The following is a 23996-nucleotide window of genomic DNA, read 5'->3' as shown; positions in this document are numbered from 1 at the left end:
TAAGGAGGCTTTAATTGGAATGGTAAAGCGGAGCCGTATTGTTGCCTTTTTTTTGATTGTGATTCTAATCGGAAGCTTGGCGGGGGCAACAACTAAAAATATTTTGAATCATATCAGGCTGGGCCTTGATTTGCAGGGCGGTTTTGAAGTTCTGTACAAAGTCGAACCAGCGAAAAAAGGACAAAAAATTACGGATAAAGTAGTAGCGGATACAGCCGAAGCCCTTGATAAGCGGATTAATGTTCTCGGGGTAAGCGAACCGAGTATTCAAATTGAGAATGGTCATCGCATCCGCGTCCAGCTGGCAGGGGTGGAGGATCAAAATCAGGCTCGTGAAATGTTATCGACTCAAGCTAACTTGACGTTTCGCGATGTCAATGACCATGTGATGCTTGATGGTTCGGATCTTGTCTCCGGAGGAGCGAAGCAATCATTTTCGCAGGATGGCAAGCCGAACGTTGTGCTTAAATTAAAGGACCGGAATAAATTTAAAAAGGTCACTCAAAAAATTGTAAGCATGGCTCCCAATAACCAGCTTGTCATTTGGCTTGATTTTGAAGAAGGAAAAGATTCCTTTAAAAAAGAAATTCAGAAAAAACATCCGAAATTTATATCCGCGCCTAACGTAAACGAAGTATTAGACACGGATCAAGTGACGATCGAGGGCAACTTCACCACCAAAGAAGCCCAAAACCTTGCTTCTTTGTTAAATGCTGGCGCATTGCCGGTGAAGCTGAAAGAAGTTTACTCGACATCGGTCGGCGCCCAATTCGGTGAACAAGCGTTGCATGATACCGTTCTTGCCGGAATCATCGGGATTGCGATCGTTTACTTATTTATGATTTTTTACTATCGGTTGCCGGGTATCATCGCTGTGATTGCCCTTTCCATCTATATTTATTTAGTACTTTTGATATTCGATTGGATGCACGCCGTGTTGACCCTTCCGGGAATAGCGGCTTTGATCCTTGGGGTTGGAATGGCGGTCGATGCCAACATCATCTCGGCTGAACGGGTGAAGGAAGAGATAAGGGTTGGAAAAAGCATTCGGTCTGCCTTTCAAGCCGGTAATAAAAACTCTTTATTGACCATAATTGACGCCAATATTACGACTCTTTTGGCGGCTACCGTTCTCTTTTTCTTCGGGACAAGCTCTGTCAAAGGTTTTGCGACCAGTTTAATTGTCAGCATCATCGTCAGCTTTATCACCGCTGTCTGGTTATCGAGAGTTTTGCTTGGATTAATTGTTCAAAGCGGACTGGTCAAGAACCGTCCAGGATGGTTTGGAGTTCGCAAAAAAGATATCCACGATATAAAAGAAAACGTAGATACATTAGATTTGAGTACGAAATTTGACCGTTTTGATTTTGTCAAGCATCACCGCAAGTTTTTTGCTTTTTCATTGATTTTGATCATTGCCGGTATGATCGTGTTGGGAATCTACAGGTTGAACTTGGGTATTGATTTTACGAGTGGAACGAGATTGGAAATTATGGCGAATCAGCCATTGACGGAGGAAAAAGTAGCGAATGAGCTGAAGGCTGTCCATCTGAAAGCAGATCGAATTTTGATATCCGGCGATAAGAAAAATATCGGGACAGCAAGATTTAAAGAAGCGTTGACCAAAAAAGAAATTGCCCAAGTAAAAGAACATTTCCACAAGAAGTTTGGAAACGAGCCGAATGTGAGCAGCGTATCTCCTATTGTCGGAAAAGAGCTGGTGAAAAATGCGATTTACGCTTTGATCATCGCTTCCATAGGGATCGTTATCTATCTTGCATTTCGCTTCGAAATTTACATGGGGATTTCTTCCATTGCGGCCTTGCTGCATGACGTATTTGTGATTGTATCCGTCTTTAGTTTAACGAGACTGGAAGTAGATCTTACATTTGTCGCCGCCGTGTTGACAATCGTCGGTTATTCCTTAAATGATACGATCGTCACGTTTGACCGGATTAGGGAAAATCTGAAAAAACGCCGCCGCATTAAATCGTATGATGAATTGGCTGATATTGTAAACCGCAGCTTGCGGCAAACGTTGACCCGTTCGGTGAATACGGTTTTAACCGTGTTGATTACTGTTGTGGCGCTGCTTCTTTTCGGAAGCGAATCGATTCGCAATTTCTCCATTGCTCTTTTCATCGGATTGATTTTCGGAACCTACTCTTCCTTGTTTATTGCCGCTCAATTATGGTTGGTGATGAAAAAAAGAGAATTGAAGAAGAAAGGTTCCTTAAAAACGTATAAAGAAAAACGCAAATGGAGCGACGAACCGCAAGTATAAATGAAATAAATAACATCTTTTAAAAGCTGCAGGATCATCCTGCGGCTTTTTTCATGGCATCGAACTGTGGGGGGTGAATCCGTCATTGAAAGCAGAATATGAGTTTTGTATAATAGGATGAGTTGAGGGGTGAACGTATGTTAAAACCAAAAACCCGATGGATTGTTCGGAAACATCTCTCGGATGAGACTGTTCGAACATTGTCAAATGAACTGGCTATCAGCCCTCTTTTGGCCGAACTGTTAGTGAACCGTGGTATTACCGAGGTAGAATCGGCACGGTGTTTTTTATTTGATAAAGGAGAAAGCTTTCATGATCCATTTCTCTTAAAAGATATGGATAAGGCAGTTCGTCGCATAAAAGAGGCCATTAAAAACGAAGAAAACATTTTGGTATATGGAGATTATGACGCCGATGGTGTGACAAGTACATCGGTTATGGTTACCGCTCTACAAGATTTAGGAGCGAATGTTGATTATTACATACCGAATCGATTTACCGAAGGATACGGACCTAATGAAAATGCTTTTCGATTGGCAAAATCGCGCGATATTCATTTGATCATTACCGTAGATACGGGGATAGCGGCTGTGAAAGAAGTGGCTCTGGCAAAGGAATTGGGTATGGATGTCATTATAACGGACCATCATGAACCTGGTCCTGTCATTCCCGAAGCATTTGCCGTTATTCATCCCAAGCATCCGGAAGGAAATTATCCGTTTCCTTATTTGGCAGGTGTAGGAGTGGCATTCAAGACGGCACACGCTTTATATGGCGAGCTGCCGGAGAATCTATTAGATTTAGCCGCCATCGGGACAGTTGCTGATTTAGTGCCGCTTTTGGGAGAAAACCGTTCTCTTGTAAAAGCAGGCTTAAAAAAACTGCAGCAGACAAGTCGTTTGGGCATTCAAGCGATTTGTCGATTAAACGGCGTATCCTTAGAAGAGATCAATGAAGATACTATTGGTTATATGATAGCCCCTAGACTGAATGCCGCCGGAAGATTGGATTCTGCTTATCCCGCCGTTGACTTGCTTCTTGCGGAAGATCAAGAAACGGCTCTTTCCATTGCAGAAGAGATTAATCGGATGAATGCAGATCGGCAGCAAATGGTAAATGAGATGACGAAAGAAGCAGTGGAAATCGTTGAAACTTCCTATCCGCCAGACCGGAATCCCGTCCTTGTGATCGGGAAAGAAGGTTGGAATCCCGGCGTTATCGGGATTGCTGCTTCTCGGCTTGTTGAAAAATACTATCGACCCGTTATTATTTTAAGCTTTGATCGGGAAAGCGGGCTTGCAAAAGGATCTGCCCGCAGCATTCAAGGATTTAACTTGTTTGATAGCTTATCGGAGTGCCGCGATCTATTGCCCCATTTTGGCGGACATACGATGGCAGCAGGAATGACGATGAAAATCGAAGACGTAGATCGATTGCGCAGCCGAATGATCGAATTGGCTCGAGAACAGCTGAATGAGGAAGATTTTATACCACAAACGGAAGTGGATATGGCCATAAACTTGGAGGATGCCGAGCTGTCGATGATTGAAGAACTTCAGCTGCTTGCCCCTTTTGGTACGGAAAATCCGAAGCCAACGTTTTTACTGGGGGATCTGGCTTTTCGCAACATGCGGAAAATCGGTGCAGATCAATCTCATTTGAAAATGCAGCTCGCCAGTGGTGACGCCTCTTTGGACGCTATCGGTTTCGGCATGGGAGAAATGGCTGATCACATAGCTCCTCAATCGAAGGTTTCGGTTATCGGAGAACTTGGCATCAACGAATGGAATCATATCAAAAAGCCGCAGATCGTCCTGCAGGATATTCAAGTAAAGGAATGGCAGCTGTTCGATGTCAGGGGAATGCGGCAACTCGATAAGTGGATGGATCTTGTTCCGGATGACAGGATTTTGATTGTCTTTCATGAAGACACGATAGCCCGGCTTCGACTTCAACCTCTTGAAAAAGATCTTGTCGTCGTTTCTAATTTGGAAACAGCCGCTAATCTCGATATTTCCGGTCGAAATATCGTTTTTATGGATTTGCCTCCAAAAAAAGAATATATGGAAATCTTGCTTTCTCATAAGAGTCCGAACAGAATTTATGCCCATTTTTATCAAGAAAAGCAGCATTATTTCAGTACAGTGCCCACAAGGGAGCATTTTAAATGGTATTATGCTTTTCTTCTCAAACAGAAAACTTTTGATTTAAAACGATACAGCGGCGATTTGGCTAAATACCGGGGATGGTCGAAAGAAACGATTGAGTTCATGTCCAGAGTGTTTTTAGAACTCGGATTTGTTACAATAGAAGATGGCCTTATTTCATTAAATGAAGCGCCGGCTAAGCGAGATTTAAATGAATCCAAAGCTTATCGCGAAAAACAGGAGCAATATCAAATCGAGAACGAACTGTTATATTCAAACTACGAACAATTGAGAGATTGGTTTAATCAATATTTTTATTTGTCTCAAAATCATGAGGAGGAAACTAAAACATGGATTTGAAAAAGTATATTGCTGTCGTGCCTGACTGGCCTCAGCCTGGAGTGCAATTTAAAGATATCACGCCGCTCATGGATAATGGCGAAGCGTTTAAATTTGCGACTGATCAAATCGTAGCCTATGCAGAAAAGAAAAAAGTAGATATAGTCGTAGGACCTGAAGCGCGTGGGTTCATTGTAGGCTGTCCTGTTGCTTATGCTCTTGGAGTTGGATTTGCGCCTGTAAGAAAAGAAGGTAAGCTTCCTCGAGAAACGGTAAAAGTGGAATATGGCCTTGAATATGGAAAAGATGTGTTAACCATCCATAAAGATGCCATTAAACCGGGGCAAAGAGTATTGATTATCGATGACTTATTGGCAACCGGAGGAACAATCGAAGCAACGATTAAACTGGTGGAACAACTCGGCGGTATCGTTGTTGGCATTGCCTTTTTAATCGAATTGGCCTATCTGGAAGGACGCAAGAAGCTGGACGGGTACGATATTCTGGCGTTAATGAAATACGAATAAACGACTCTCTTTTATGAGAGTTTTAAGGTATGGCACTCTTTTTTCGAGTGTTTTTGCTGATGCTACTCGATCAAATGTAGAGAAACGCTCATTTTTGATGGAAAACGCTTGGACAATTTTGTTTTAAGCGGTACAATAATGTTACTAGCCGAAGACGAAAAAATGGATGAAAAGCCCTTTTTATAAGGGCTTTTTGGTCTTCTTAAAAAGGTCGAACGATAACGAAAGATGAATCCTTTTCATTGTCCAGCGGGCAAGGCAGAGAAAATGGCGGCTCAGATTGGCAGGAGATAATGGCGAAAAGGGCTGTAATAAAGATTAATCGACAAAATTCAACATTCTTTTCAATAAATTTGAATAGATGACTTTACATCTATTCTTTTTTTAAAGATAATAGAAAAATAAAGTTATTTTTAAAACTCAATACCCAAATATTTTTAAAATTACAAAGGTGAGTATTTATATGGCGAAAGATCAGGTATTAACCGCCGAACAAGTAATCGATCGGGTGAAACAATATTTAAATGAAGAGCATGTAGCTTTAGTATATAAGGCCTATCGTGTGGCAGAAGAAGCGCACAAACATCAATACCGGAAATCCGGGGAACCTTATATTATGCATCCGGTGCAGGTTGCGGGCATTTTAGCGGATTTGGAAATGGATCCTGCAACAGTGGCAGCGGGTTTTTTGCATGATGTCGTGGAAGATACGGAAATGACCCTCGAGGATTTAAAGAGGGAATTTAATGAAGAAATTGCCATGCTTGTGGATGGAGTTACGAAGCTCGGCAAGATTAAATATAAGTCTCATGAAGAACAGCAAGCGGAAAATCACCGGAAAATGTTTTTGGCCATGGCTCAAGATATTCGAGTGATTTTGATTAAGCTTGCTGATCGTCTGCATAATATGCGTACGTTGAAACATTTGCCGGCTGAAAAACAGCGCAGAATCGCCAATGAAACGCTGGAAATTTTCGCCCCGCTTGCTCACCGGCTGGGAATTTCTAAAATCAAGTGGGAGTTGGAAGATACCGCACTTCGCTATTTAAACCCGCAGCAATATTATCGAATTGTCAATCTGATGAAGAGAAAGCGGGCAGAGCGCGAAGAATACTTGGAAGAGGTCGTTGAAGAAGTGAGGGAGCGGCTGAAAGAAGTCTCGATTGAAGCGGAAATATCAGGCCGTCCTAAACATATTTACAGCATTTACCGAAAAATGGTCATAAAAAACAAACAATTCAATGAAATATACGACTTATTGGCTGTAAGAATTTTGGTCAACAGCATCAAAGATTGTTACGCGGTGCTTGGAATCATTCATACATGCTGGAAACCGATGCCGGGGCGTTTCAAAGATTATATTGCCATGCCGAAGCCTAATATGTACCAATCGCTGCATACGACTGTCATCGGTCCGAAAGGCGATCCTCTGGAAGTTCAAATCAGGACTTTTGATATGCATCGCATCGCTGAATACGGGGTTGCTGCCCACTGGGCATATAAAGAAGGAAAAACGCTTGATGAAAACTCTTCTTTTGAAAAGAAACTTTCTTGGTTCCGTGAAATTCTTGAGTTTCAAAAAGAATCGGCCAATGCGGAAGAATTTATGGAATCGCTGAAAATTGACTTATTTTCCGATATGGTATTTGTATTTACTCCAAAAGGAGATGTCATCGAGCTTCCGTCCGGATCTGTTCCGATCGATTTTGCCTATCGCATCCACTCGGAAATCGGCAACAAAACGATCGGTGCAAAAGTCAATGGAAAAATGGTGACTCTTGATTACAAGCTGAAAACTGGGGACATCGTGGAAATATTGACGTCCAAGCATTCTTACGGTCCAAGTCAAGACTGGATTAAATTGGCCCAAACGTCCCAAGCGAAAAATAAAATTAAACAGTTTTACAAGAAACAACGGAAAGAAGAAAACATTGAAAAAGGTCGGGAGCTTGTAGAAAAAGAAATCCGCAATATGGATTTTGATTTAAAAGAAGTAATGACGCCGGAAAATATTAAAAAAGTAGCTGAAAAATTCAATTTCTCATCGGAAGAAGATATGTACGCAGCTGTCGGCTATAATGGCATTACCGCTGCCCAAATCGCCAATAGATTGACGGAAAAATTGAGAAAACAGAGAGATGAAGAAATCAGTGTTCAAGAATCGGCGATCAAAGAGCTGAAAACATTCCCGACTACTAGTAAAACGAACGTCGGTGTTCGCGTAAAAGGAATCGATAATTTGCTGCTCCGACTTTCAAGATGCTGCAATCCGGTTCCTGGAGATGACATCGTCGGCTATATTACGAAAGGACGCGGTATTTCCGTTCATCGTGCGGATTGTCCTAATATCCATACTGAAGAGACGAAAGATCGTTTAATTCCGGTCGAATGGGAAAGCAATCCGGAAAATCATAAAGAATACAACGTAGAAATCGAAATATCGGGTTATGACCGCCGCGGTTTATTAAATGAAGTCCTCCAAGTGGTCAATGAAACAAAAACCAATATTTCAGCGGTTACCGGCCGATCCGATCGCAATAAAGTAGCTAGAATACACATGTCGATTTTCATACGCAACGTCAGCCACTTGCATAAAGTGGTGGAACGAATTAAGCAATTACCAGACATTTATGCGGTAAGAAGAATTATGAATTAAGGGTGTGGAAAATGAGAGTCGTACTGCAAAGAAGCAAAGAAGCTTCCGTCGAAGTGGACGGAAAAACGGTCGGACAAATTTCATCCGGTTTTGTCCTTCTAGTTGGAATCACTCATGAAGATACAGAAGAAGACGCCGCTTATTTAGCGGAAAAAATTGCCGGGCTAAGAGTATTCGAAGACGATAAGGGAAAAATGAACTTATCCATCCTTGATGTAAATGGAGAAATTCTTTCCATATCGCAATTTACTTTATATGGCGATACGAGAAAAGGACGGCGTCCCAATTTTATGAACGCCGCTAAACCGAGCCATGCAGAGCCTTTATATGATCGTTTTAATGAATTATTGCGCGAAAAAGGCGTGCACGTGGAAACCGGCCGATTTGGAGCGATGATGGACGTCAAATTAGTCAACGATGGGCCGGTCACCTTAATATTGGAAAGCAAATAACGTGATTTTAAGAGGATGGCCGACTGGCCGCCTTTTTATTGTGAAAAATAAGAAATGAGACCGTTGTAAATGCCGGTTGTTGCCTGCTCTTGATAGGGAAGGGTGATAATGGTTTGCTCTTCCTGTGGATTGCTTAAAAAACCAAGTTCAAGCAAAACAGAAGGTTGACTGTTTTCTCTTAGTACGTAAAAATCGCCTTTTTTAACGCCGAGAGAAAAAAGCGGACTTGCTTTTTTTACTTGCATTTCCACCGCTTGAGCCAGCCTTTGTTGATAAGGCTGATAGTAATAAGTGGTAAAGCCCCGAATATTTTGATTGTGGTTGCTGTCAAAGTGGATGCTTATGAAGGCATCGGCTCCCAAAATTTGGGACATGGCCACTCTCGAAGCCAGCGGAATATAGGAATCATCCTCTCTTGTTAAAAAAACATGCGCCCCAGCCCGTTCCAATTTTTCGTATAAACGTTCTGCTGTTTCCAACGTTAAAACTTTTTCCATAGTGCCGCTTGCTCCTTTTGTTCCTCGGTCTTTTCCTCCATGCCCCGGATCAAGGACGATGGTTTTTCCTTTTAGAACGCTTGGATCCAGTGCTGATTGGGAAGAAACATTGGCTTGACGAACAGCGACTACCCAGCTGGCTATATACCCTGTCTGTCCTTTCGATAAATCAATTTCATACCAATTTCCAACCTCTTTGTTGATCGGATAACGATCACCCGCATTTGCTTTTGCCGTAACAGCGGAATCGGTAGATGGTTCAGTTCGAATATTGGTATTGTTGTAAAGAACGACGGCCATCCTATTGTTCAAAACGTTTTCTTTTTGATCATTGAGGCGAATAAATTGTTGATTTACCCAAGCTGTTTGGTTTTGGTATTCGATTTGCACCCATTCATTTTTCGTTTGTTCGGCCTTCACTGAATCTCCGCTATTCAACTTTCCGACAATATCTCCTTGCTCTGAAGGAATGTTTCGAACGTTGACGTGGTCCGCTATGATGATCCCTTGTCGGCTGAAATCGCTCTGTTTTTGAGCCAACGTAGTTAAGTAGCCGGCGATCCATCCTTTTGTTCCATTCTTTAATTCAATTTTGTACCAGCCGTTTTGTGATTCCAGCACAGAATAGGTTTCGTTGTTTTTTACGTTGCCGATGATTCCAAAAGAATAGCCGGGACCTTCCCGAACATTGACGACATCGGTGTTTACGGTGATGCTGTTTGCGTAAGCCAAGCTAGTCTGAAGCAAAACAATCAAAAGCGACAAAAGAAACAACGTCAAAAAACGCGTATCCATCACTCACCATCCATGTCTGTTTTGATTCTGATCCGTCTTTTGAAAGGAACTCACTGTTTCAATTCTTCTTTTTCAAAAAAAATCCTGTTTTTTTATGAAAAATTAGGAAAAAGGAAATAATAGAAACAATCTCTTTGCGGATGGATCAGATTTTACGAAAGGCAGGTATCATCATGCGGGCAAACGATAAACAAACAATGGTCTCAAGTGAAAACAAGCCTTTATTTGGCATCCGTTTCCATGATCGAATAGATAGAGAAGAAGCGAATTTATGGGAGCTTGCTTCTGAATTCGGTGTCTCTCTGAACGAAATCAAGCGGATAAAAAAGAGGCTTGAACGTTCTTGAGAAATTCCTTATACTAAGGACATTGGCATGTGCGAATTCTATCAAACACATATAGATAAAACCAATGAGGGAGAAGAGTAGTTAAAAACGCATGCAAAGAGAGGAAATGCCTTGGGCTGAAAGCGTTTCTGCATGGCTGTTTAACGAAAAACACTCCTTAGGTTTCCCTCTGAACTTTTAGTAGGAGGGAACGCAGATGGCGTTAACGGACAAAGTGGGAGCAATTTTCGCTCCAATTAGGGTGGTACCACGGGAATCTACTCTCGTCCCTTGTTTTGGCAAGCGCAAGCAAGGGGCGAGAGTTTTTTATTAGCCCGATGGGTTCATCCGTAAGAACTCATGTACATAGTGGTTAGGTACGAAGGAGGAGAAATCATGATACAAATTCCAAGAGGCACTCAGGATATCCTTCCGGGAACTGTAGAAAAATGGCAGTGGATTGAGCAAACGGCCAAAGAGGTTTGTCGGACCTATAATTATTCTGAAATTCGTACTCCGATTTTTGAACACACTGAGCTTTTTCAGCGGGGGGTCGGAGATACAACGGATATTGTGCAAAAAGAAATGTACACGTTTGAAGACAGGGGCGGACGCAGTCTGACGCTTAGACCGGAAGGAACCGCTTCTGTCGTCCGTTCTTATGTGGAAAATAAAATGTACGGAGATCCTAATCAGCCTGTTAAGCTGTTTTACACAGGGCCGATGTTTCGCTACGAACGTCCTCAGGCCGGACGTTTTCGCCAATTTGTCCAGTTTGGGGTTGAAGCGATTGGAAGCGAGGATCCGGCTATAGACGCTGAAGTCATTTCAATTGTCATGACTATTTTCAAAAAGTTAGGTCTAAAAAATATTCAACTTGTCATAAATTCGTTGGGCGATAAAGAAAGTCGACTTGCTCATCGGGAAGCTCTTATTCAGCATTTCAAACCTCGGATCGGTGAATTTTGTGCTGATTGTCAAAATCGGCTGGACAAGAATCCGCTGAGGATTTTAGACTGCAAAAAAGATCGCGACCATGAATTGATGAAGACGGCTCCATCGATATTGGATTATTTAACAGAACCTTCCAGAAAGTTTTTTGATAAAGTTCAATTTTATTTAAAGGAACTTGGAATTGAATTTATTGTAGATCCTACGCTCGTCCGCGGATTGGATTACTACCATCATACCGCTTTTGAAATTATGAGCAATGCTGAAGGATTCGGTGCCATTACGACTTTATGCGGCGGCGGACGATATAACGGACTTGTCCAAGACTTGGGAGGTCCGGAAATGCCGGGAATTGGCTTTGCATTCAGCATCGAACGGCTTTTGCAGGCACTTGAAGCGGAAAAAGTCAAATTGCCTGTAGAACGAGGTCTCGATTGTTTTCTTGTTTCTTTGGGAGAGGAAGCAAAAGATTATTCCGTCAAGCTGTTGCAAGAGCTTCGCCATGCCGGAATTCGGGCCGATAAAGACTACCAAGATCGAAAAATGAAAGCTCAGTTGAAACAGGCGGACCGGTTAGGCGCTCGCTTTGCGGCGATTTTAGGTGAAGACGAATTAAAGAAACAGGTGGTCGTCCTAAAACAGATGGAAACAGGTGAGCAAAGAGAAGTTCCTATTGACCGGCTTGTTTCTGAATTAAAAGAAATATAAAGTACGAATCGATCTGTATATCGACCCCTCTGCAAAACAGAGGGGTAAATGCCAAGATCAATGAACCATTTCATCTATGTCTATCAATTGAGGAGGAGAAAAGATTGTTTGGAAGAACTCATTATTGTGGAGAAATTACGGACCAGCACATTGGTGAAGAGGTCGTTTTAAAAGGATGGGTGCAAAGAAGAAGAGATTTAGGCGGCTTGGTTTTTGTGGATCTGCGTGACCGGACGGGAATTGTCCAAGTGGTATTCAGCCCGGAAACATCAAAAGAAGCTTATGAAACAGCAGATAAAGTTCGGAACGAGTATGTTCTTGACATAAAAGGAAGAGTGGTGGCGCGCAGTCGTGAAACGATCAACCCCAATATTAAAACTGGGACCATTGAAATTCAGGCGAATGAAGTGACGATTTTAAGCGCAGCCAAAAATCCGCCGTTTACGATTGAAGACCGGACCGAAGTTTCGGAAGATGTGCGCTTGAAATACCGTTACTTGGATTTGCGTAGAAATACGATGTTTGAAACGTTTCAAATGCGTCACAACATTACAAAATCGGTTCGCAGTTTTCTTGATGAAGAAGGATTTATCGAGGTAGAAACGCCGATTTTGACAAAAAGCACACCGGAAGGAGCACGCGATTATTTAGTGCCGAGCCGGGTGCATCCGGGAGAATTTTACGCACTTCCGCAATCTCCCCAAATTTTTAAACAGTTGTTAATGGTGTCGGGATTTGATCGCTACTATCAAATTGCTCGTTGTTTTCGAGATGAAGATTTGCGCGCTGACCGCCAACCGGAATTTACTCAAATCGATATCGAAGCAAGCTTTTTAAGTCAAGAAGATATTATGGACTTGACTGAACGAATGTTGAAACGATTAATGAAAGAAGTCAAAGGGCTGGAAATCACCGAACCATTTCCGCGTATGACTTATGCAGAAGCAATGAGCCGTTATGGTTCCGACAAACCGGATACCCGCTTTGGCATGGAACTGATCGATGTCTCTGAAATTGTTAAAAATTCAAGTTTTAAAGTATTTGCCAATGCCGTAGCTCAAGGCGGGCAAGTAAAGTTAATTAACGCCAAAGGAGCTGCAGGCCAGTATTCCCGAAAAGATATCGATCAGCTGGCAGAATTTGCAGCGCGTTACGGTGCTAAAGGTCTCGCATGGCTAAAAGTAGAAGATGGAGAATTAAAAGGACCGATCGCCAAATTTTTCAGCGAAGAAGAACAAGATCAGCTGAAGAAAACGGCGGAAGCAGAGAGCGGTGATTTGCTTCTTTTCGTCGCAGATAAAAACTCAATTGTGGCCGATGCTCTCGGTGCTCTTCGTCTTAAACTTGGAAAAGAACTAGGTCTGATCGATGACAATCAATTTAATTTCTTATGGGTAACCGATTGGCCGCTCCTTGAGTATGACGAAGAAGATGGAAGATATTACGCTGCCCACCATCCGTTTACGATGCCTTTCAGAGAGGATTTGCCGTACCTTGAAAGCGAGCCTGAAAAAGTACGGGCTCAAGCATATGATATCGTTCTCAATGGCTATGAACTGGGCGGAGGTTCACTGCGGATTTTTGAGAAAGATATACAGGAGAGAATGTTTAAAGCGCTCAGTTTTACAAAAGAAGAAGCAGAGGAACAATTCGGTTTCCTGCTTGAAGCGTTTGAATATGGAACTCCGCCGCATGGAGGAATCGCATTAGGACTGGATCGGATCGTCATGCTTCTGGCTGGCCGGTCTAATCTGCGCGATACGATTGCTTTTCCGAAGACGGCCAGTGCAAGCTGCTTGTTGACGGATGCACCGGGGAAAGTTAGTCAAAGCCAACTGGAAGAGTTGCATTTGAGACTGTCTGTTGAAAAAAATGGGTAAAGATTATGTGTATTGAATGTTGATAAATCAAGAAGGCTATGTTAATATATCAGTAACGATTACGAGTCCTGATGTGTACGTTAGTAACCTATTCTGTTTTGACCGAACACTTAGATTTACGGGAGCCTGGAGTTTTTAAGTAGCGCAAATGCCTCTTTCTCTGGATGGAGGACTTGCAAAGCTTAAAACAGGGCACCCACCTGCCGAGAGCGGGTTCAAAACGTATAGATCTTTGACAACGGCACGATTGGGACTCGTACTTTTGTTTCCGTAGACTTTAAATAGCCCGAATAAACCATTTTGCTTTGATGAACAACCGCTGCATGCAGCGGTTGTTTTTGCGTATTGAATGAAAAGGTTTTCTTATCAGGCAGGTCACTCGACTATCCTCCATAAAAACGTCTATTGAATCCTTTCTATTAGATGAGGTAAGATAGTTTTTGGCGAAAAAACTGTCGAGCTTAGGCAACGGCTGATTACATAATAGGAGTGAGAATATGCTTCACCAATTTTCGAGAAATGAATTAGCGATTGGAAAAGAAGGGCTGGAAAAATTAGCAAACAGCACGGTTGCTGTACTAGGCGTTGGAGGAGTCGGTTCCTTTGCTGTTGAAGCGTTGGCACGTTCCGGAATTGGACGTATTGTAATGGTGGATAAAGATGTAGTGGATATAACGAATGTGAACCGGCAAATTCCCGCTTTGCTGTCCACGATCGGAAAAGCAAAGGTGGATGTGATGAAAGAAAGAATCGCGGATATAAATCCTGATTGTGAAGTCATCGCCTTAAAAATGTTTTATACGGAAGAAACGTATGAGCAATTCTTTGGCTATCGCCCTGATTTCGTCATTGACGCATCCGATACCATTACTTATAAGATTCATTTAATGAAAGAATGTTTGAAACGAGATATTCCCATCATTTCTAGCATGGGAGCCGCTAATAAGATGGATCCAACCCGATTTCGGATTGCCGATATATCCCAAACGCACACTGACCCGATTGCGAAAGTGGTTCGTACCCGATTGCGGAAAGAGGGGATCAAAAAAGGGGTCCCTGTTGTGTTTTCCGATGAAAGCCCCATCGTTATCCGCGAAGACGTCCGCAAAGTGGTCGGCAACGACGAAGCAAGTATTCGAAAAGCGAAAATGCCCCCATCTTCGAATGCGTTTGTTCCATCTGTATGCGGCCTGATTATGGCCTCATACGTGGTTCGAAAGCTGCTAGAAGGAATAGAAATAGCACGGGTGCAAAACGGGTAAAAGCCGCCGGTACAGGCGGCTTTTTATGTGCGCCCGGCATGTACATGAACTATAGGGTGTAAGTCCCGAACCCCGAAGACAGAAGTAGAGGTTAGCCAAGAGCAAGGGTGTCCGTGGTGACGCGGAATCTGAAGGAAGCTGGAGGCAAAACACCGGTCCGAGGAACACGAACCTCATATAAGGCTAGGTATGATTGAGTGAGTTTGCATAACAAAACAAAGCTCTTTCTGTCGAAGGTCATATCGAGTAAATGAGGCGGATAGATGGTGTGAAAGTGCATGTACTTACCCGGGGAGGTCTGGCGGATATGTGAAGTACTCTTCATAACCTACTTAGTGATAAGTAGCTGAACCGTCAGAAGTCAGCAGAGGTCATAGTATTAGTTGGTCTAGAACAACTAAGAAGGACCGAACAATTAAGAGAGAATAGCCCTTGGTATTCAGTGAGTCATGATGAACACAGAAAACGTAGTACCTCACTTGAGGGAGGAAGCGGTGAATCCCGTGGGAGACCTCTTGGAGGGTGGAGTGACCACTGGCATAAAGAGAACAGCTATTCACGGAAGTTATAAAGACTTGCGTCAATTATCTTAATTGAACCGCCGTATACGGAACCGTACGTACGGTGGTGTGAGAGGACGGGAGTTAATCGCTCCCTCCTACTCGATTTTTAAGGCAAGCATTTCTTTTTTGAGCAGTAATCCATGAAAATAAAGGCAAAGAGAATGACGCCCGTTTGACATGCTGGTAAAGGTGTCAAGAAACGACGTCATCGTTCATCATTTAGGCTGCCGTAATAGAACGATGATGTTCTTTCCAATGATCATCGCTCTTTTTTTGGTACATTGATGGATCGAAGTTTTCCCTCATCTAATCAGCTGCATTTTCGGCATTAAGCCAGATCTTTCGCTTTTGTTTCCGTTCCTAATAGGGCGATGCTGACAACGCTGATGATAATCGCCGCACAAAAAATAGAGAAGATGGCGGAGATAGAAGTCTCGCTGCCAAGAAAACCGATCAAAAGCGGACCGAGGATGCCTCCTATTCGTCCGAAAGAAGTGGCCATTCCAACCCCTGTACCGCGGATAGCCGTCGGGTATTGTTCCGGTGAATAAGCATAAAGTGCTCCCCAAGCGCCTAAGTTAAAGAAAGATAGTAAAATTCCATAAGTAATCAACAACGGCAAAGTTTCCGCATTTCCAAAAAGCCATGCGCTGATGGAAGTACCCAGCAAAAAGATTATTAAGACCCATTTACGGCCGATTCTGTCAATCAGCCAGGCAGCAGTGAAATAGCCGGGAAGCTGTGCAAGAGTCATAATCAGCACATAGCCGAAACTTTTAATTAGGCTGAATCCTTTCATGACCATAATGCTTGGGAGCCAAAGGAACATGCCGTAATAAGAGAACACGACGCAAAACCAGACGATCCATAGCATGATCGTTTTTCGAATATGTGGACGAGACCATACTTCTTTTATGTTTAGAATGAAAGAACGTTTTGTTTTTACCGATTGAAAACGGGCTGAATCGGGTAAATTCCAGCGTAAATACAGGGCGTACAGTGCCGGAATGGCTCCTAATAATAATGCCATTCTCCAACCGTATTCTGGAATAATAAAATAGGAGACGACAGCAGCAAGCAACCAGCCGCCTGCCCAGAAACTTTCCAAAAGGACAATGATTCTGCCACGATCTTTGGCCGGTACGCTTTCCGATACAAGTGTTGATGCAACGGGAAGTTCGCCCCCTAAGCCCATCCCGATAAAAAATCGGAAGAATAGAAATAAGACAAGAGTGCTTGTGAACGCCGATAATCCGCTCCCGATCGTAAAGAGAAGCAACGTGATCAGAAAGACCGGCTTTCTTCCGATTCTGTCAGCCAGCAAACCAAATAAAAAGGCGCCTGCTGCCATACCGATGGAGTTAACGCTTCCAATCCATCCCATTTCCTTGACCGACAAATTCCAATCTTTTTGCAGGGCAGCTTGGATAAACGACAGCATTCCGACATCCATGGCGTCAAACAGCCAAGCGAAACCGGCTATACCTAGGAGCTTGCGAGTGTTTTGTTTTAATGCGTCATTCATTGAAGATTTCCTCCTGTAATTACATATGTAAACAAATGTATTTACAACTAATTATACAGATAAAGGCTCATTGGAACAATCCTTTTCGTATTTTTTGAATCATCCTGCAAGGATTTATCAATTTTATTGTCAAAGAAAATATAATGAGATCAAGGAAAGGATAGGATCATTCATTATGTATGTAATATGGACGTTGTTCTTTGGATTATTAGCCATTGGGACCATTTTAATATTGGTTGGGAAAATATGACGAGTGGTCAACAATTAACGAATGGCATTTTATTCGTTGCTTGGGTTGTCCGTACGAGGGGACTAAGTGCGGATGAACATTTCGTTGCATGCATCTTATTTTCTAAAAAGTCAATGTTGAATTTTTATCGAACAGTTCAAAACGAAGTGCTAGAGGGTCATGCCGAAGAAAAGAGGTAACGGAAAAGCTTTCTGAATTAGTGGAAAGCTGTGAAATACAGATCATCACGTTTCTTGAAAAGAGATGAAAAAGCTTGTCCACTAAATACGGACAAGCATTTCATTTCTTTACGAGACTTCTTTCAAATATTCTTTTCCTTTTTCAGCGTCGTATTGTCCAACCAATTTGGAAACGATAATAGAAGCAAGTGAATTTCCGATAACATTGACAACTGTACGTGCCATGTCCATAATTCGATCAATTCCAGCTATAAAGGCCAATCCTTCCACTGGTAAATGGGTGGTGCTCAGTGTCGCAAGTAACACAACGAATGAAACACCGGGAACCCCCGCAATTCCTTTGGAAGTGACCATAAGAACTAACACTAGGGAAATTTGTTCAGCAATTGAAAGATGAATGCCGTACATCTGGGCGATAAAAATGGCGGCTATTGATTGATAAAGAGTGGAGCCGTCCAAGTTGAAGGAATAACCGGTAGGAATGACAAAAGTGGTAATCCCTTTTGCACATCCGAATCGTTCCATTTTCTCCATTAACTTTGGCAGAACGGTTTCTGAACTGGAAGTGGAATAAGCAAGGATTAACTCGTTTTTTAGGATTTTAAAGATATGAAAGATATTAATGCCAAATAGTTTGGCAACTAATCCTAAAACGACCAGAATAAATAAAAACATGGTTCCGTAAACTGTTAATATAAGTTTACTTAGCGGAATTAAAGAACTTACTCCAAACTTCGATACGGTAATGCCGATAAGGGCAAAAACGCCAAACGGTGCAAACCTCATGACCATGTTTGTCACATTAAACATGGCATCGGCAGTTGCTTGGAAAAATTTCAGTACAGGTTTTCCTTTGTCTCCGATCGCGGCAACTCCGAGCCCGAACATAACGGAGAAAAAGATAATGGCTAACATATCGCCGTTCGCCAATGCTTTAAATAAATTGTCAGGGACGATGTTGACAATGGTATCTGCAAATGAGTGAGAGGTTGCTTGTTCTGTGGTGCTTAAGTAACTTGAGATATCACCTTTTTGAAGAGAGTGTATGTCTACGCCAACACCAGGTTTTACGATATTTCCTACCAACAGCCCTAAAATGATTGCGACGGTGGTAATGATTTCAAAGTAAAGCAGCGTAATACCGCCCAATTTTCCCAATTGTTTGATGTCGCCAAGCCCTGCAACTCCAACGATGAGGCTGGAAACAACAATCGGGATTACAATCATTTTAATGAGTCTTATGAATATATCGCCGATAGGTTGTAGGAATCCTTGAACGGAGGGATTGCCATAAAAAATAACCCCGACGATAATTCCTAATATTAGCCCAATAAATATTTGCCAAGCTAATCCAATTTTTTTCAAAAAAACCACTCCTTTCTCTCTATTCGACAAAATAACATAAAATGCGACGAATATCATTTTAATTTATTTTTTTGAAAAGAGTCAAGATTTTTGTAAAGAAAATGGTCTACTTTTTATTTTCAGAAATCGATAATTGTCACAGCCATAGCATGATGAAGAGGTCACCACTGGCCGATTGACCCTCGTCAGTTGCGTTTAAAAAATAGCGGTATGACAAGCCGTACCTTTATGTCAATTACCATGAATATAAGGGGAATCTGCCGTTCGAATGATCCTGGCATCGTTTTATTGGGTTTTAAGAATGATCGTTTTGAAGTTTGGAAATATTTTCGTAAACAGATGCCAGCGCCTTTTCGAATTTCCCGGTTGTTTTTGGGTGATAATAGACGGCATCTTTTAATGTGTCTGGTAAGTATTGTTGTTTTACCCAGCCGCTTTCATAGTCGTGCGGATATTTATAGCTGATTCCTCTTCCTAACTCTTTTGCCCCTTTGTAATGGGCATCTTTTAAATGGTCTGGAACATCTCCGCTTTTCCCTTTTCGAATGTCCGCTAAAGCCGAATCAATGGCCATGATGGCAGAATTGGATTTTGGAGACAAACAAAGTTCGATAACGGCTGCTGCCAACGGAATTCTCGCCTCTGGAAAGCCTATTTTCTCTGCTGTTTGGACGGCGGCCAATGTTCGAACTCCAGCTTGAGGATTGGCAAGGCCGATATCTTCGTAAGCGATGACAAGAAGCCTTCTTGAAATGCTGGGAAGGTCGCCAGCTTCAATCAGCCTTCCTAAGTAATGAAGTGCGGCATTTACGTCGCTTCCTCGAATGGACTTTTGGAAAGCGCTGAGCACGTCGTAATGGGCATCTCCATCTTTATCATGAACAAAACTTTTCTTTTGCAGACATTCCTCTGCTATTTCAAGATTAATGTGGATCGTACCGGTTTCATCCTCTTTTGTAGATAAGACAGCCAATTCGAGCGCGTTTAAAGAACTGCGGGCATCTCCGTTTGATCCATGCGCGAAATGGAGCAACGCGTCTTCGTCGATTTGAATGTTCCATTTTCCGAGTCCCCGTTTTTCATCATGAAGAGCTCTTTTCAACAATGAGAGAATCTGATCCGGGGTTAACGGCTTTAATTCGAATATTTGACAGCGGCTGCGAATAGCCGGATTAATCGAAAAGTATGGATTGTTGGTTGTAGCTCCGATTAATGTAATGCTGCCATTTTCAAGATAAGGAAGAAGAAAGTCTTGCTTCCCTTTATCCAGACGATGTACTTCGTCTAAAAGCAGAATCACTTTTCCGGACATTTTCGCTTCCTCAGCGACAATTTCCATATCTTTCTTGTTATTGGTGACTGCATTCAGTTGTCGAAAAGCATATTGAGTACTGCCGGCAATCGCGGAAGCAATGGAAGTTTTGCCTATTCCTGGCGGCCCGTAAAGAATCATAGATGAAAGCTGTTTTGCTTCGACCATTCTTCTAATGATTTTTCCTTCTCCGACTAAGTGTTCTTGTCCGGCAATTTCATCAATGGTTCTCGGTCTCATTCGAAATGCTAACGGTTTTGTACTCATACTTCATCTCTCCAGATCTAAAGTTATATCGGTTTCCCGTTTTTAAAATGTCTTTTGTCTTTTAAACATCTTTGACAATAACTTACCATAGGAAAAGGCAAGTTCAACTGTATTCGCTCAGATTGTATGCTATAATGACAAAAGCTAATCTTTATTTGTTCTACGCGGGGGATCTAAAGGGGCGTTTATGTGAAAACAAAGGGGAATATCATCTTTCGATTAGTCGTTTTTATGACTGGTTTGCTTGTCATGTCTCTCGGCCTTGTGTTCATGATTCGATCGGATCTCGGAGCAACACCTTGGGACACGATGCATGTAGGATTATATTATAAACTAGGGTTAACGGTTGGGACTTGGTCAATACTTGTAGGGTTGGCTGTTTTAGCTTTATCTGCTTTACTGATGAAAGAGTGGCCTCAATTTGGCGCTTATTTAAATATGCTTCTTGTTGGCATATTCATGGATATGTATTTAAGTCTGCCTTTTATCGTAACACCCCACAGTTTTTTAGGAAAGCTGTGCATGTTTCTGCTCGGCATCATCATCAATGGATACGGAATGGGTATTTACATTTCTGCCCAAATTGGAGCCGGACCTCGAGATAGTTTAATGATTGCCGTTACTTCGAAAACGGGATGGAAAGTTTCCCACGTTCGAAGGGGAATGGAAGTAATCGTTCTCATAATGGGTTTTCTTTTGGGAGGACCTGTACATGTCGGAACCATTTTATTTAGTCTGTTCATGGGTACGATTGTAGGCATAACACTTCCACAATGTCAAAAAATCACTGATTACTTTATCCATAAAATGCAAAAATCAAAAAATGAATTGAATAGAGGTGCAAAATATGAAAATTTCCACTAAAGGCCGATACGGCTTGACGATTATGATTGAGTTAGCCAAGAAATACGGAGAGGGACCGACCCCCTTGCGCTCCATTGCAAAAACGCATGACTTATCCGAGCATTACTTAGAGCAGCTAGTCGCTCCACTAAGAAATGCTGGTTTGGTCAAAAGCATCCGCGGAGCATACGGAGGTTATGTACTTGCCAGAGACCCTTCCAAAATTACAGCAGGTGATATTATCCGTGTATTGGAAGGGCCGATTAGCCCGGTGGAAGGAATCGAAGATGAAGATCCTCCAAAACGAGAGTTATGGATGCGCATTCGAGATGCTGTGAAGGACGTTCTTGAGAGCACAACATTGGAGGACTTAGCGAATTATACCGATCGAGGCGAATCGGATGCCTATATGTTTTACATTTAAGGAGGAATTTCTCAAAATGGAACGCATTTATCTGGATCATGCAGCAACAAGTCCTGTTCACCCGGAAGTGATCCAAGTCTTAACCGAAACCATGCAAAATCATTATGGAAACCCGTCCAGCATCCATTACTTCGGCCGCGACGCTCGTCAAGTAGTGGATCAAGCTAGAGAATTCATCGCGAAAAGCATTCATGCCAACTTTGATGAAATTATTTTTACAAGCGGTGGGACTGAAGCGGATAATCTGGCGTTAATTGGTGTGGCCAGAGGCATGGCGGATAAAGGCAAACATATCATCACGACAGCCGTTGAACATCATGCTGTTTTGCATACATGTGAATTTTTGGAGAAAGAAGGATTTGAAGTTACTTATTTACCGGTGGATGAAACCGGCCGTATTTCTGTGGAAGAGTTGAAGAAAGCTTTGCGGGACGATACGATCCTTGTTTCGATCATGTTCGCCAACAATGAAGTTGGTACGCTGCAGCCGATCCGGGAAGTTGGAGAGTTGTTAACGAATCATCAAGCTGTTTTTCATACGGATGCAGTTCAAGCATACGGATTGGCAGACATCGATGTGCAAGACCTTCATATCGATTTATTGTCTGTCTCCAGTCATAAAATTAATGGACCGAAAGGAGTAGGCTTCCTGTATGTTAGGGACGGTGTTCGCTTAATTCCAACGGTTCACGGTGGGGAACAGGAAAGAAAACGGCGGGCAGGAACGGAAAATGTCGCATCGATTGCTGCTTTTGCTAAAGCAGTGGAAATTTCCCAAAAGACAAAGCCGGAAAAATATGCTTTTTACCATAAATTGAAGCAATTGCTCATCGAAACGCTGAAAAAAGAAGGAGTCGATTTTTCAATCAACGGAACGCTTGAACAGTCTCTTCCACATGTAGTAAACTTGAGTTTTCCTGGCACGAATGTGGAAGCGATGCTTGTGAACTTGGATTTAGAAGGGATAGCAGCTTCTAGTGGATCTGCATGCACAGCTGGGTCTGTGGATCCTTCTCATGTTCTCCGAGCTATGTTCGGAAGCCAATCTGACCGTTTGACCAACTCCATCCGATTTAGCTTCGGCATTAATAATACAGAAGATCAAATTCTTCAAGCGGCGGCTATTATTTCAAAGATAGTAAAACGATTGACAAAGCAGTGAGGGAAGTGGACAAGCAGAATGAAAAAATCACCGAAAGATACCCGTGTCGTCGTCGGCATGTCCGGCGGAGTAGATTCATCTGTAGCCGCTCTTTTGCTAAAGGAGCAAGGGTATGATGTAATTGGCATTTTTATGAAGAATTGGGATGACACAGATGAAAATGGCGTTTGTACAGCCACGGAGGACTATAATGATGTCGTTCGCGTTTGCAACCAAATCGGCATTCCTTATTATGCGGTAAATTTTGAAAAACAATATTGGGATAAAGTTTTTACGTATTTTTTGGATGAATACAAGGCGGGCCGCACTCCTAATCCGGATATCATGTGCAATAAAGAAATTAAATTTAAGGCCTTTTTGGATCATGCCATGAATCTTGGTGCGGACTATGTGGCCACCGGACATTACGCTCAAGTTGAAGAACGGGGCGGAGAAGTTAAACTTTTGCGAGGAAAAGATTCGAATAAAGATCAAACGTATTTCCTCAATCAATTGCAGCAATTCCAGCTCGAAAAGGTAATGTTTCCCATCGGACATTTAGAGAAAAAGCAAGTAAGGGAAATCGCACAGGAAGCAGGGCTTGCTACAGCGGAGAAAAAAGACAGCACCGGAATCTGCTTTATTGGGGAGCGGAATTTTAAAGAGTTTTTAAGCCAGTATTTGCCCGCTCAGCCCGGTAAAATGGAAACGCTGGATGGAAAAGTGATGGGAGAACATGATGGATTAATGTATTATACCATCGGACAACGCCATGGCCTTGGAATTGGTGGTTCAGGTGAACCGTGGTTTGTCGTAGGAAAAGATGTGAAACGCAATGTTCTATATGTAGGACAAGGCTTCCACAATGATGCCCTATACTCAGATTCGATTATTGCGACAAACGTCGGCTGGGTATCGGATCGCGAAAAACCGCAGCAATTTACCTGTACGGCTAAATTCCGCTATCGTCAACCAGATACGAAGGTAACAGTCCAATTGCTTTCGAACGGTCGCGCCAGCGTCGTGTTTGACGAACCCGTACGAGCTGTGACCCCGGGACAAGCGGTTGTTTTTTACAACGGTGAGGAATGTTTGGGCGGCGGAACCATTGACCAAGTGTTTAAAAACGGCAATCGTTTGTCGTATGTCGGGTAATAGGAATCCAAATCGCTTCAAAATAAACCAAAGATTTACCGCCGTTTTCAAGTGATCATCTAGAATCAGTCGATTTATCAGGGTTTGACCTAATCGGGCTGCACGATATATAAACTTATTATATATTGTGTCGGAAGGTCTAACCCTT

At 42.5% G+C, this 23996-nt stretch carries 17 protein-coding genes, 1 other RNA gene and 1 other annotated feature; of the genes, 14 read left to right on the top strand and 4 right to left on the bottom strand.

What is annotated here, in order from left to right:
- Window positions 1-19 precede the first annotated feature (19 nt).
- From secDF to dtd, 5 genes are all read left to right on the top strand, one after another.
- Window positions 20-2284: a protein translocase subunit SecDF gene (secDF, locus tag BSM4216_RS11075; protein WP_048623747.1), complete on the top strand. Its 2265-nt coding sequence runs from the start codon at window positions 20-22 to the stop codon at window positions 2282-2284.
- Window positions 2285-2421: 137 nt separating this feature from the next.
- Window positions 2422-4791: a single-stranded-DNA-specific exonuclease RecJ gene (gene recJ / locus BSM4216_RS11070; protein WP_048623746.1), complete on the top strand. Its 2370-nt coding sequence runs from the start codon at window positions 2422-2424 to the stop codon at window positions 4789-4791.
- A complete protein-coding gene (locus BSM4216_RS11065) occupies window positions 4782-5297 on the top strand; it encodes an adenine phosphoribosyltransferase (protein WP_003355482.1) in 516 nt (171 codons plus the stop codon). Before recJ ends, BSM4216_RS11065 begins: the two co-directional genes overlap by 10 nt.
- A 463-nt stretch (window positions 5298-5760) precedes the next feature.
- The gene (locus BSM4216_RS11060) at window positions 5761-7953 is read left to right on the top strand and encodes a RelA/SpoT family protein (RefSeq protein ID WP_048623745.1); all 2193 of its coding nucleotides are present in this window, start codon (window positions 5761-5763) and stop codon (window positions 7951-7953) included.
- An 11-nt stretch (window positions 7954-7964) separates the two neighbouring features.
- Window positions 7965-8405, top strand: coding sequence for a D-aminoacyl-tRNA deacylase (gene dtd / locus BSM4216_RS11055; protein ID WP_003355480.1), 441 nt, complete (start codon window positions 7965-7967; stop codon window positions 8403-8405).
- A gap of 35 nt (window positions 8406-8440) precedes the next feature.
- Here dtd and BSM4216_RS11050 read toward each other — a convergent pair whose 3' ends face one another.
- Window positions 8441-9697: an N-acetylmuramoyl-L-alanine amidase family protein gene (locus tag BSM4216_RS11050; RefSeq protein WP_048623744.1), complete on the bottom strand. Its 1257-nt coding sequence runs from the start codon at window positions 9695-9697 to the stop codon at window positions 8441-8443.
- A 173-nt stretch (window positions 9698-9870) separates the two neighbouring features.
- Between BSM4216_RS11050 and BSM4216_RS16890 the strand changes: the two genes are divergently transcribed.
- The 5 genes from BSM4216_RS16890 to BSM4216_RS11030 all read left to right on the top strand — a co-directional run bounded on the left by BSM4216_RS16890 (window position 9871) and on the right by BSM4216_RS11030 (window position 14824).
- Window positions 9871-10044, top strand: a complete 174-nt coding sequence (locus tag BSM4216_RS16890; RefSeq protein ID WP_040341976.1) for a hypothetical protein — start codon at window positions 9871-9873, stop codon at window positions 10042-10044.
- 55 nt (window positions 10045-10099) lie between these two features.
- Window positions 10100-10318, top strand: a binding site (T-box leader).
- Window positions 10319-10416: 98 nt separating this feature from the next.
- Window positions 10417-11682 carry a histidine--tRNA ligase gene (hisS, locus tag BSM4216_RS11040; protein WP_061778474.1) on the top strand — a complete coding sequence of 422 codons (1266 nt, stop codon included), beginning with the start codon at window positions 10417-10419 and terminating at the stop codon, window positions 11680-11682.
- A gap of 104 nt (window positions 11683-11786) precedes the next feature.
- Complete coding sequence (gene aspS / locus BSM4216_RS11035; RefSeq protein ID WP_048623742.1) at window positions 11787-13562, top strand: aspartate--tRNA ligase; 1776 nt, start codon at window positions 11787-11789, stop codon at window positions 13560-13562.
- Window positions 13563-13624: 62 nt separating this feature from the next.
- A non-coding RNA gene (gene ssrS / locus BSM4216_RS16415) (6S RNA) lies at window positions 13625-13820 on the top strand.
- 239 nt (window positions 13821-14059) lie between these two features.
- Entirely contained in the window at window positions 14060-14824 is a 765-nt protein-coding gene (locus BSM4216_RS11030) for a tRNA threonylcarbamoyladenosine dehydratase (protein WP_003355475.1), read from the top strand.
- Window positions 14825-15715: 891 nt separating this feature from the next.
- Here BSM4216_RS11030 and BSM4216_RS11025 read toward each other — a convergent pair.
- The 3 genes from BSM4216_RS11025 to BSM4216_RS11010 form a co-directional block, all read right to left on the bottom strand.
- Window positions 15716-16912: an MFS transporter gene (locus tag BSM4216_RS11025; RefSeq protein WP_048623741.1), complete on the bottom strand. Its 1197-nt coding sequence runs from the start codon at window positions 16910-16912 to the stop codon at window positions 15716-15718.
- Between the two features lie 537 nt (window positions 16913-17449).
- Window positions 17450-18706 carry a cation:dicarboxylate symporter family transporter gene (locus BSM4216_RS11015; RefSeq protein ID WP_048623739.1) on the bottom strand — a complete coding sequence of 419 codons (1257 nt, stop codon included), beginning with the start codon at window positions 18704-18706 and terminating at the stop codon, window positions 17450-17452.
- 295 nt (window positions 18707-19001) lie between these two features.
- The gene (locus tag BSM4216_RS11010; RefSeq protein WP_048623738.1) at window positions 19002-20285 is read right to left on the bottom strand and encodes a replication-associated recombination protein A; all 1284 of its coding nucleotides are present in this window, start codon (window positions 20283-20285) and stop codon (window positions 19002-19004) included.
- A 189-nt stretch (window positions 20286-20474) separates the two neighbouring features.
- On the opposite strand from BSM4216_RS11010, the gene BSM4216_RS11005 reads away from it, so the two are divergent.
- Genes BSM4216_RS11005 through mnmA form a run of 4 tightly spaced genes read left to right on the top strand, consistent with a single transcriptional unit; the run spans window position 20475 to window position 23848 of the window.
- Window positions 20475-21149 carry a YczE/YyaS/YitT family protein gene (locus BSM4216_RS11005; protein WP_174521048.1) on the top strand — a complete coding sequence of 225 codons (675 nt, stop codon included), beginning with the start codon at window positions 20475-20477 and terminating at the stop codon, window positions 21147-21149.
- On the top strand, window positions 21133-21552 hold the full coding sequence (gene cymR, locus BSM4216_RS11000) for a cysteine metabolism transcriptional regulator CymR (RefSeq protein WP_003355470.1): 420 nt from the start codon (window positions 21133-21135) through the stop codon (window positions 21550-21552). The genes BSM4216_RS11005 and cymR overlap by 17 nt, the downstream gene beginning before the upstream one ends.
- Before the next feature lie 16 nt (window positions 21553-21568).
- Window positions 21569-22714, top strand: coding sequence for a cysteine desulfurase family protein (locus tag BSM4216_RS10995; protein WP_048623737.1), 1146 nt, complete (start codon window positions 21569-21571; stop codon window positions 22712-22714).
- Between the two features lie 18 nt (window positions 22715-22732).
- The gene (gene mnmA, locus BSM4216_RS10990) at window positions 22733-23848 is read left to right on the top strand and encodes a tRNA 2-thiouridine(34) synthase MnmA (protein ID WP_048623736.1); all 1116 of its coding nucleotides are present in this window, start codon (window positions 22733-22735) and stop codon (window positions 23846-23848) included.
- Window positions 23849-23996: the final 148 nt, after the last annotated feature.

This window comes from Bacillus smithii, from assembly GCF_001050115.1.
In the GTDB taxonomy this organism is placed as follows: Bacteria; Bacillota; Bacilli; order Bacillales; family DSM-4216; genus Bacillus_O; species Bacillus_O smithii.
The sequence above is the reverse complement of the archived record's forward strand: the minus strand, read 5'-3'. Positions and strand labels throughout refer to the sequence as shown.

What these genes read in the sequence shown, in the direction of transcription:
- recJ (WP_048623746.1), top strand. Translation starts at nt 2,422, where the DNA reads ATGTTAAAACCAAAAACCCGATGGATTGTTCGGAAACATCTCTCGGAT.
- dtd (WP_003355480.1), top strand. Translation starts at nt 7,965, where the DNA reads ATGAGAGTCGTACTGCAAAGAAGCAAAGAAGCTTCCGTCGAAGTGGAC.
- mnmA (WP_048623736.1), top strand. Translation starts at nt 22,733, where the DNA reads ATGAAAAAATCACCGAAAGATACCCGTGTCGTCGTCGGCATGTCCGGC.
- BSM4216_RS16890 (WP_040341976.1), top strand. Translation starts at nt 9,871, where the DNA reads ATGCGGGCAAACGATAAACAAACAATGGTCTCAAGTGAAAACAAGCCT.
- BSM4216_RS11050 (WP_048623744.1), bottom strand. Translation starts at nt 9,697, where the DNA reads ATGGATACGCGTTTTTTGACGTTGTTTCTTTTGTCGCTTTTGATTGTT.
- BSM4216_RS11060 (WP_048623745.1), top strand. Translation starts at nt 5,761, where the DNA reads ATGGCGAAAGATCAGGTATTAACCGCCGAACAAGTAATCGATCGGGTG.
- BSM4216_RS11010 (WP_048623738.1), bottom strand. Translation starts at nt 20,285, where the DNA reads ATGAGTACAAAACCGTTAGCATTTCGAATGAGACCGAGAACCATTGAT.
- BSM4216_RS11030 (WP_003355475.1), top strand. Translation starts at nt 14,060, where the DNA reads ATGCTTCACCAATTTTCGAGAAATGAATTAGCGATTGGAAAAGAAGGG.
- BSM4216_RS11065 (WP_003355482.1), top strand. Translation starts at nt 4,782, where the DNA reads ATGGATTTGAAAAAGTATATTGCTGTCGTGCCTGACTGGCCTCAGCCT.
- cymR (WP_003355470.1), top strand. Translation starts at nt 21,133, where the DNA reads ATGAAAATTTCCACTAAAGGCCGATACGGCTTGACGATTATGATTGAG.
- BSM4216_RS10995 (WP_048623737.1), top strand. Translation starts at nt 21,569, where the DNA reads ATGGAACGCATTTATCTGGATCATGCAGCAACAAGTCCTGTTCACCCG.
- BSM4216_RS11025 (WP_048623741.1), bottom strand. Translation starts at nt 16,912, where the DNA reads ATGAATGACGCATTAAAACAAAACACTCGCAAGCTCCTAGGTATAGCC.
- secDF (WP_048623747.1), top strand. Translation starts at nt 20, where the DNA reads ATGGTAAAGCGGAGCCGTATTGTTGCCTTTTTTTTGATTGTGATTCTA.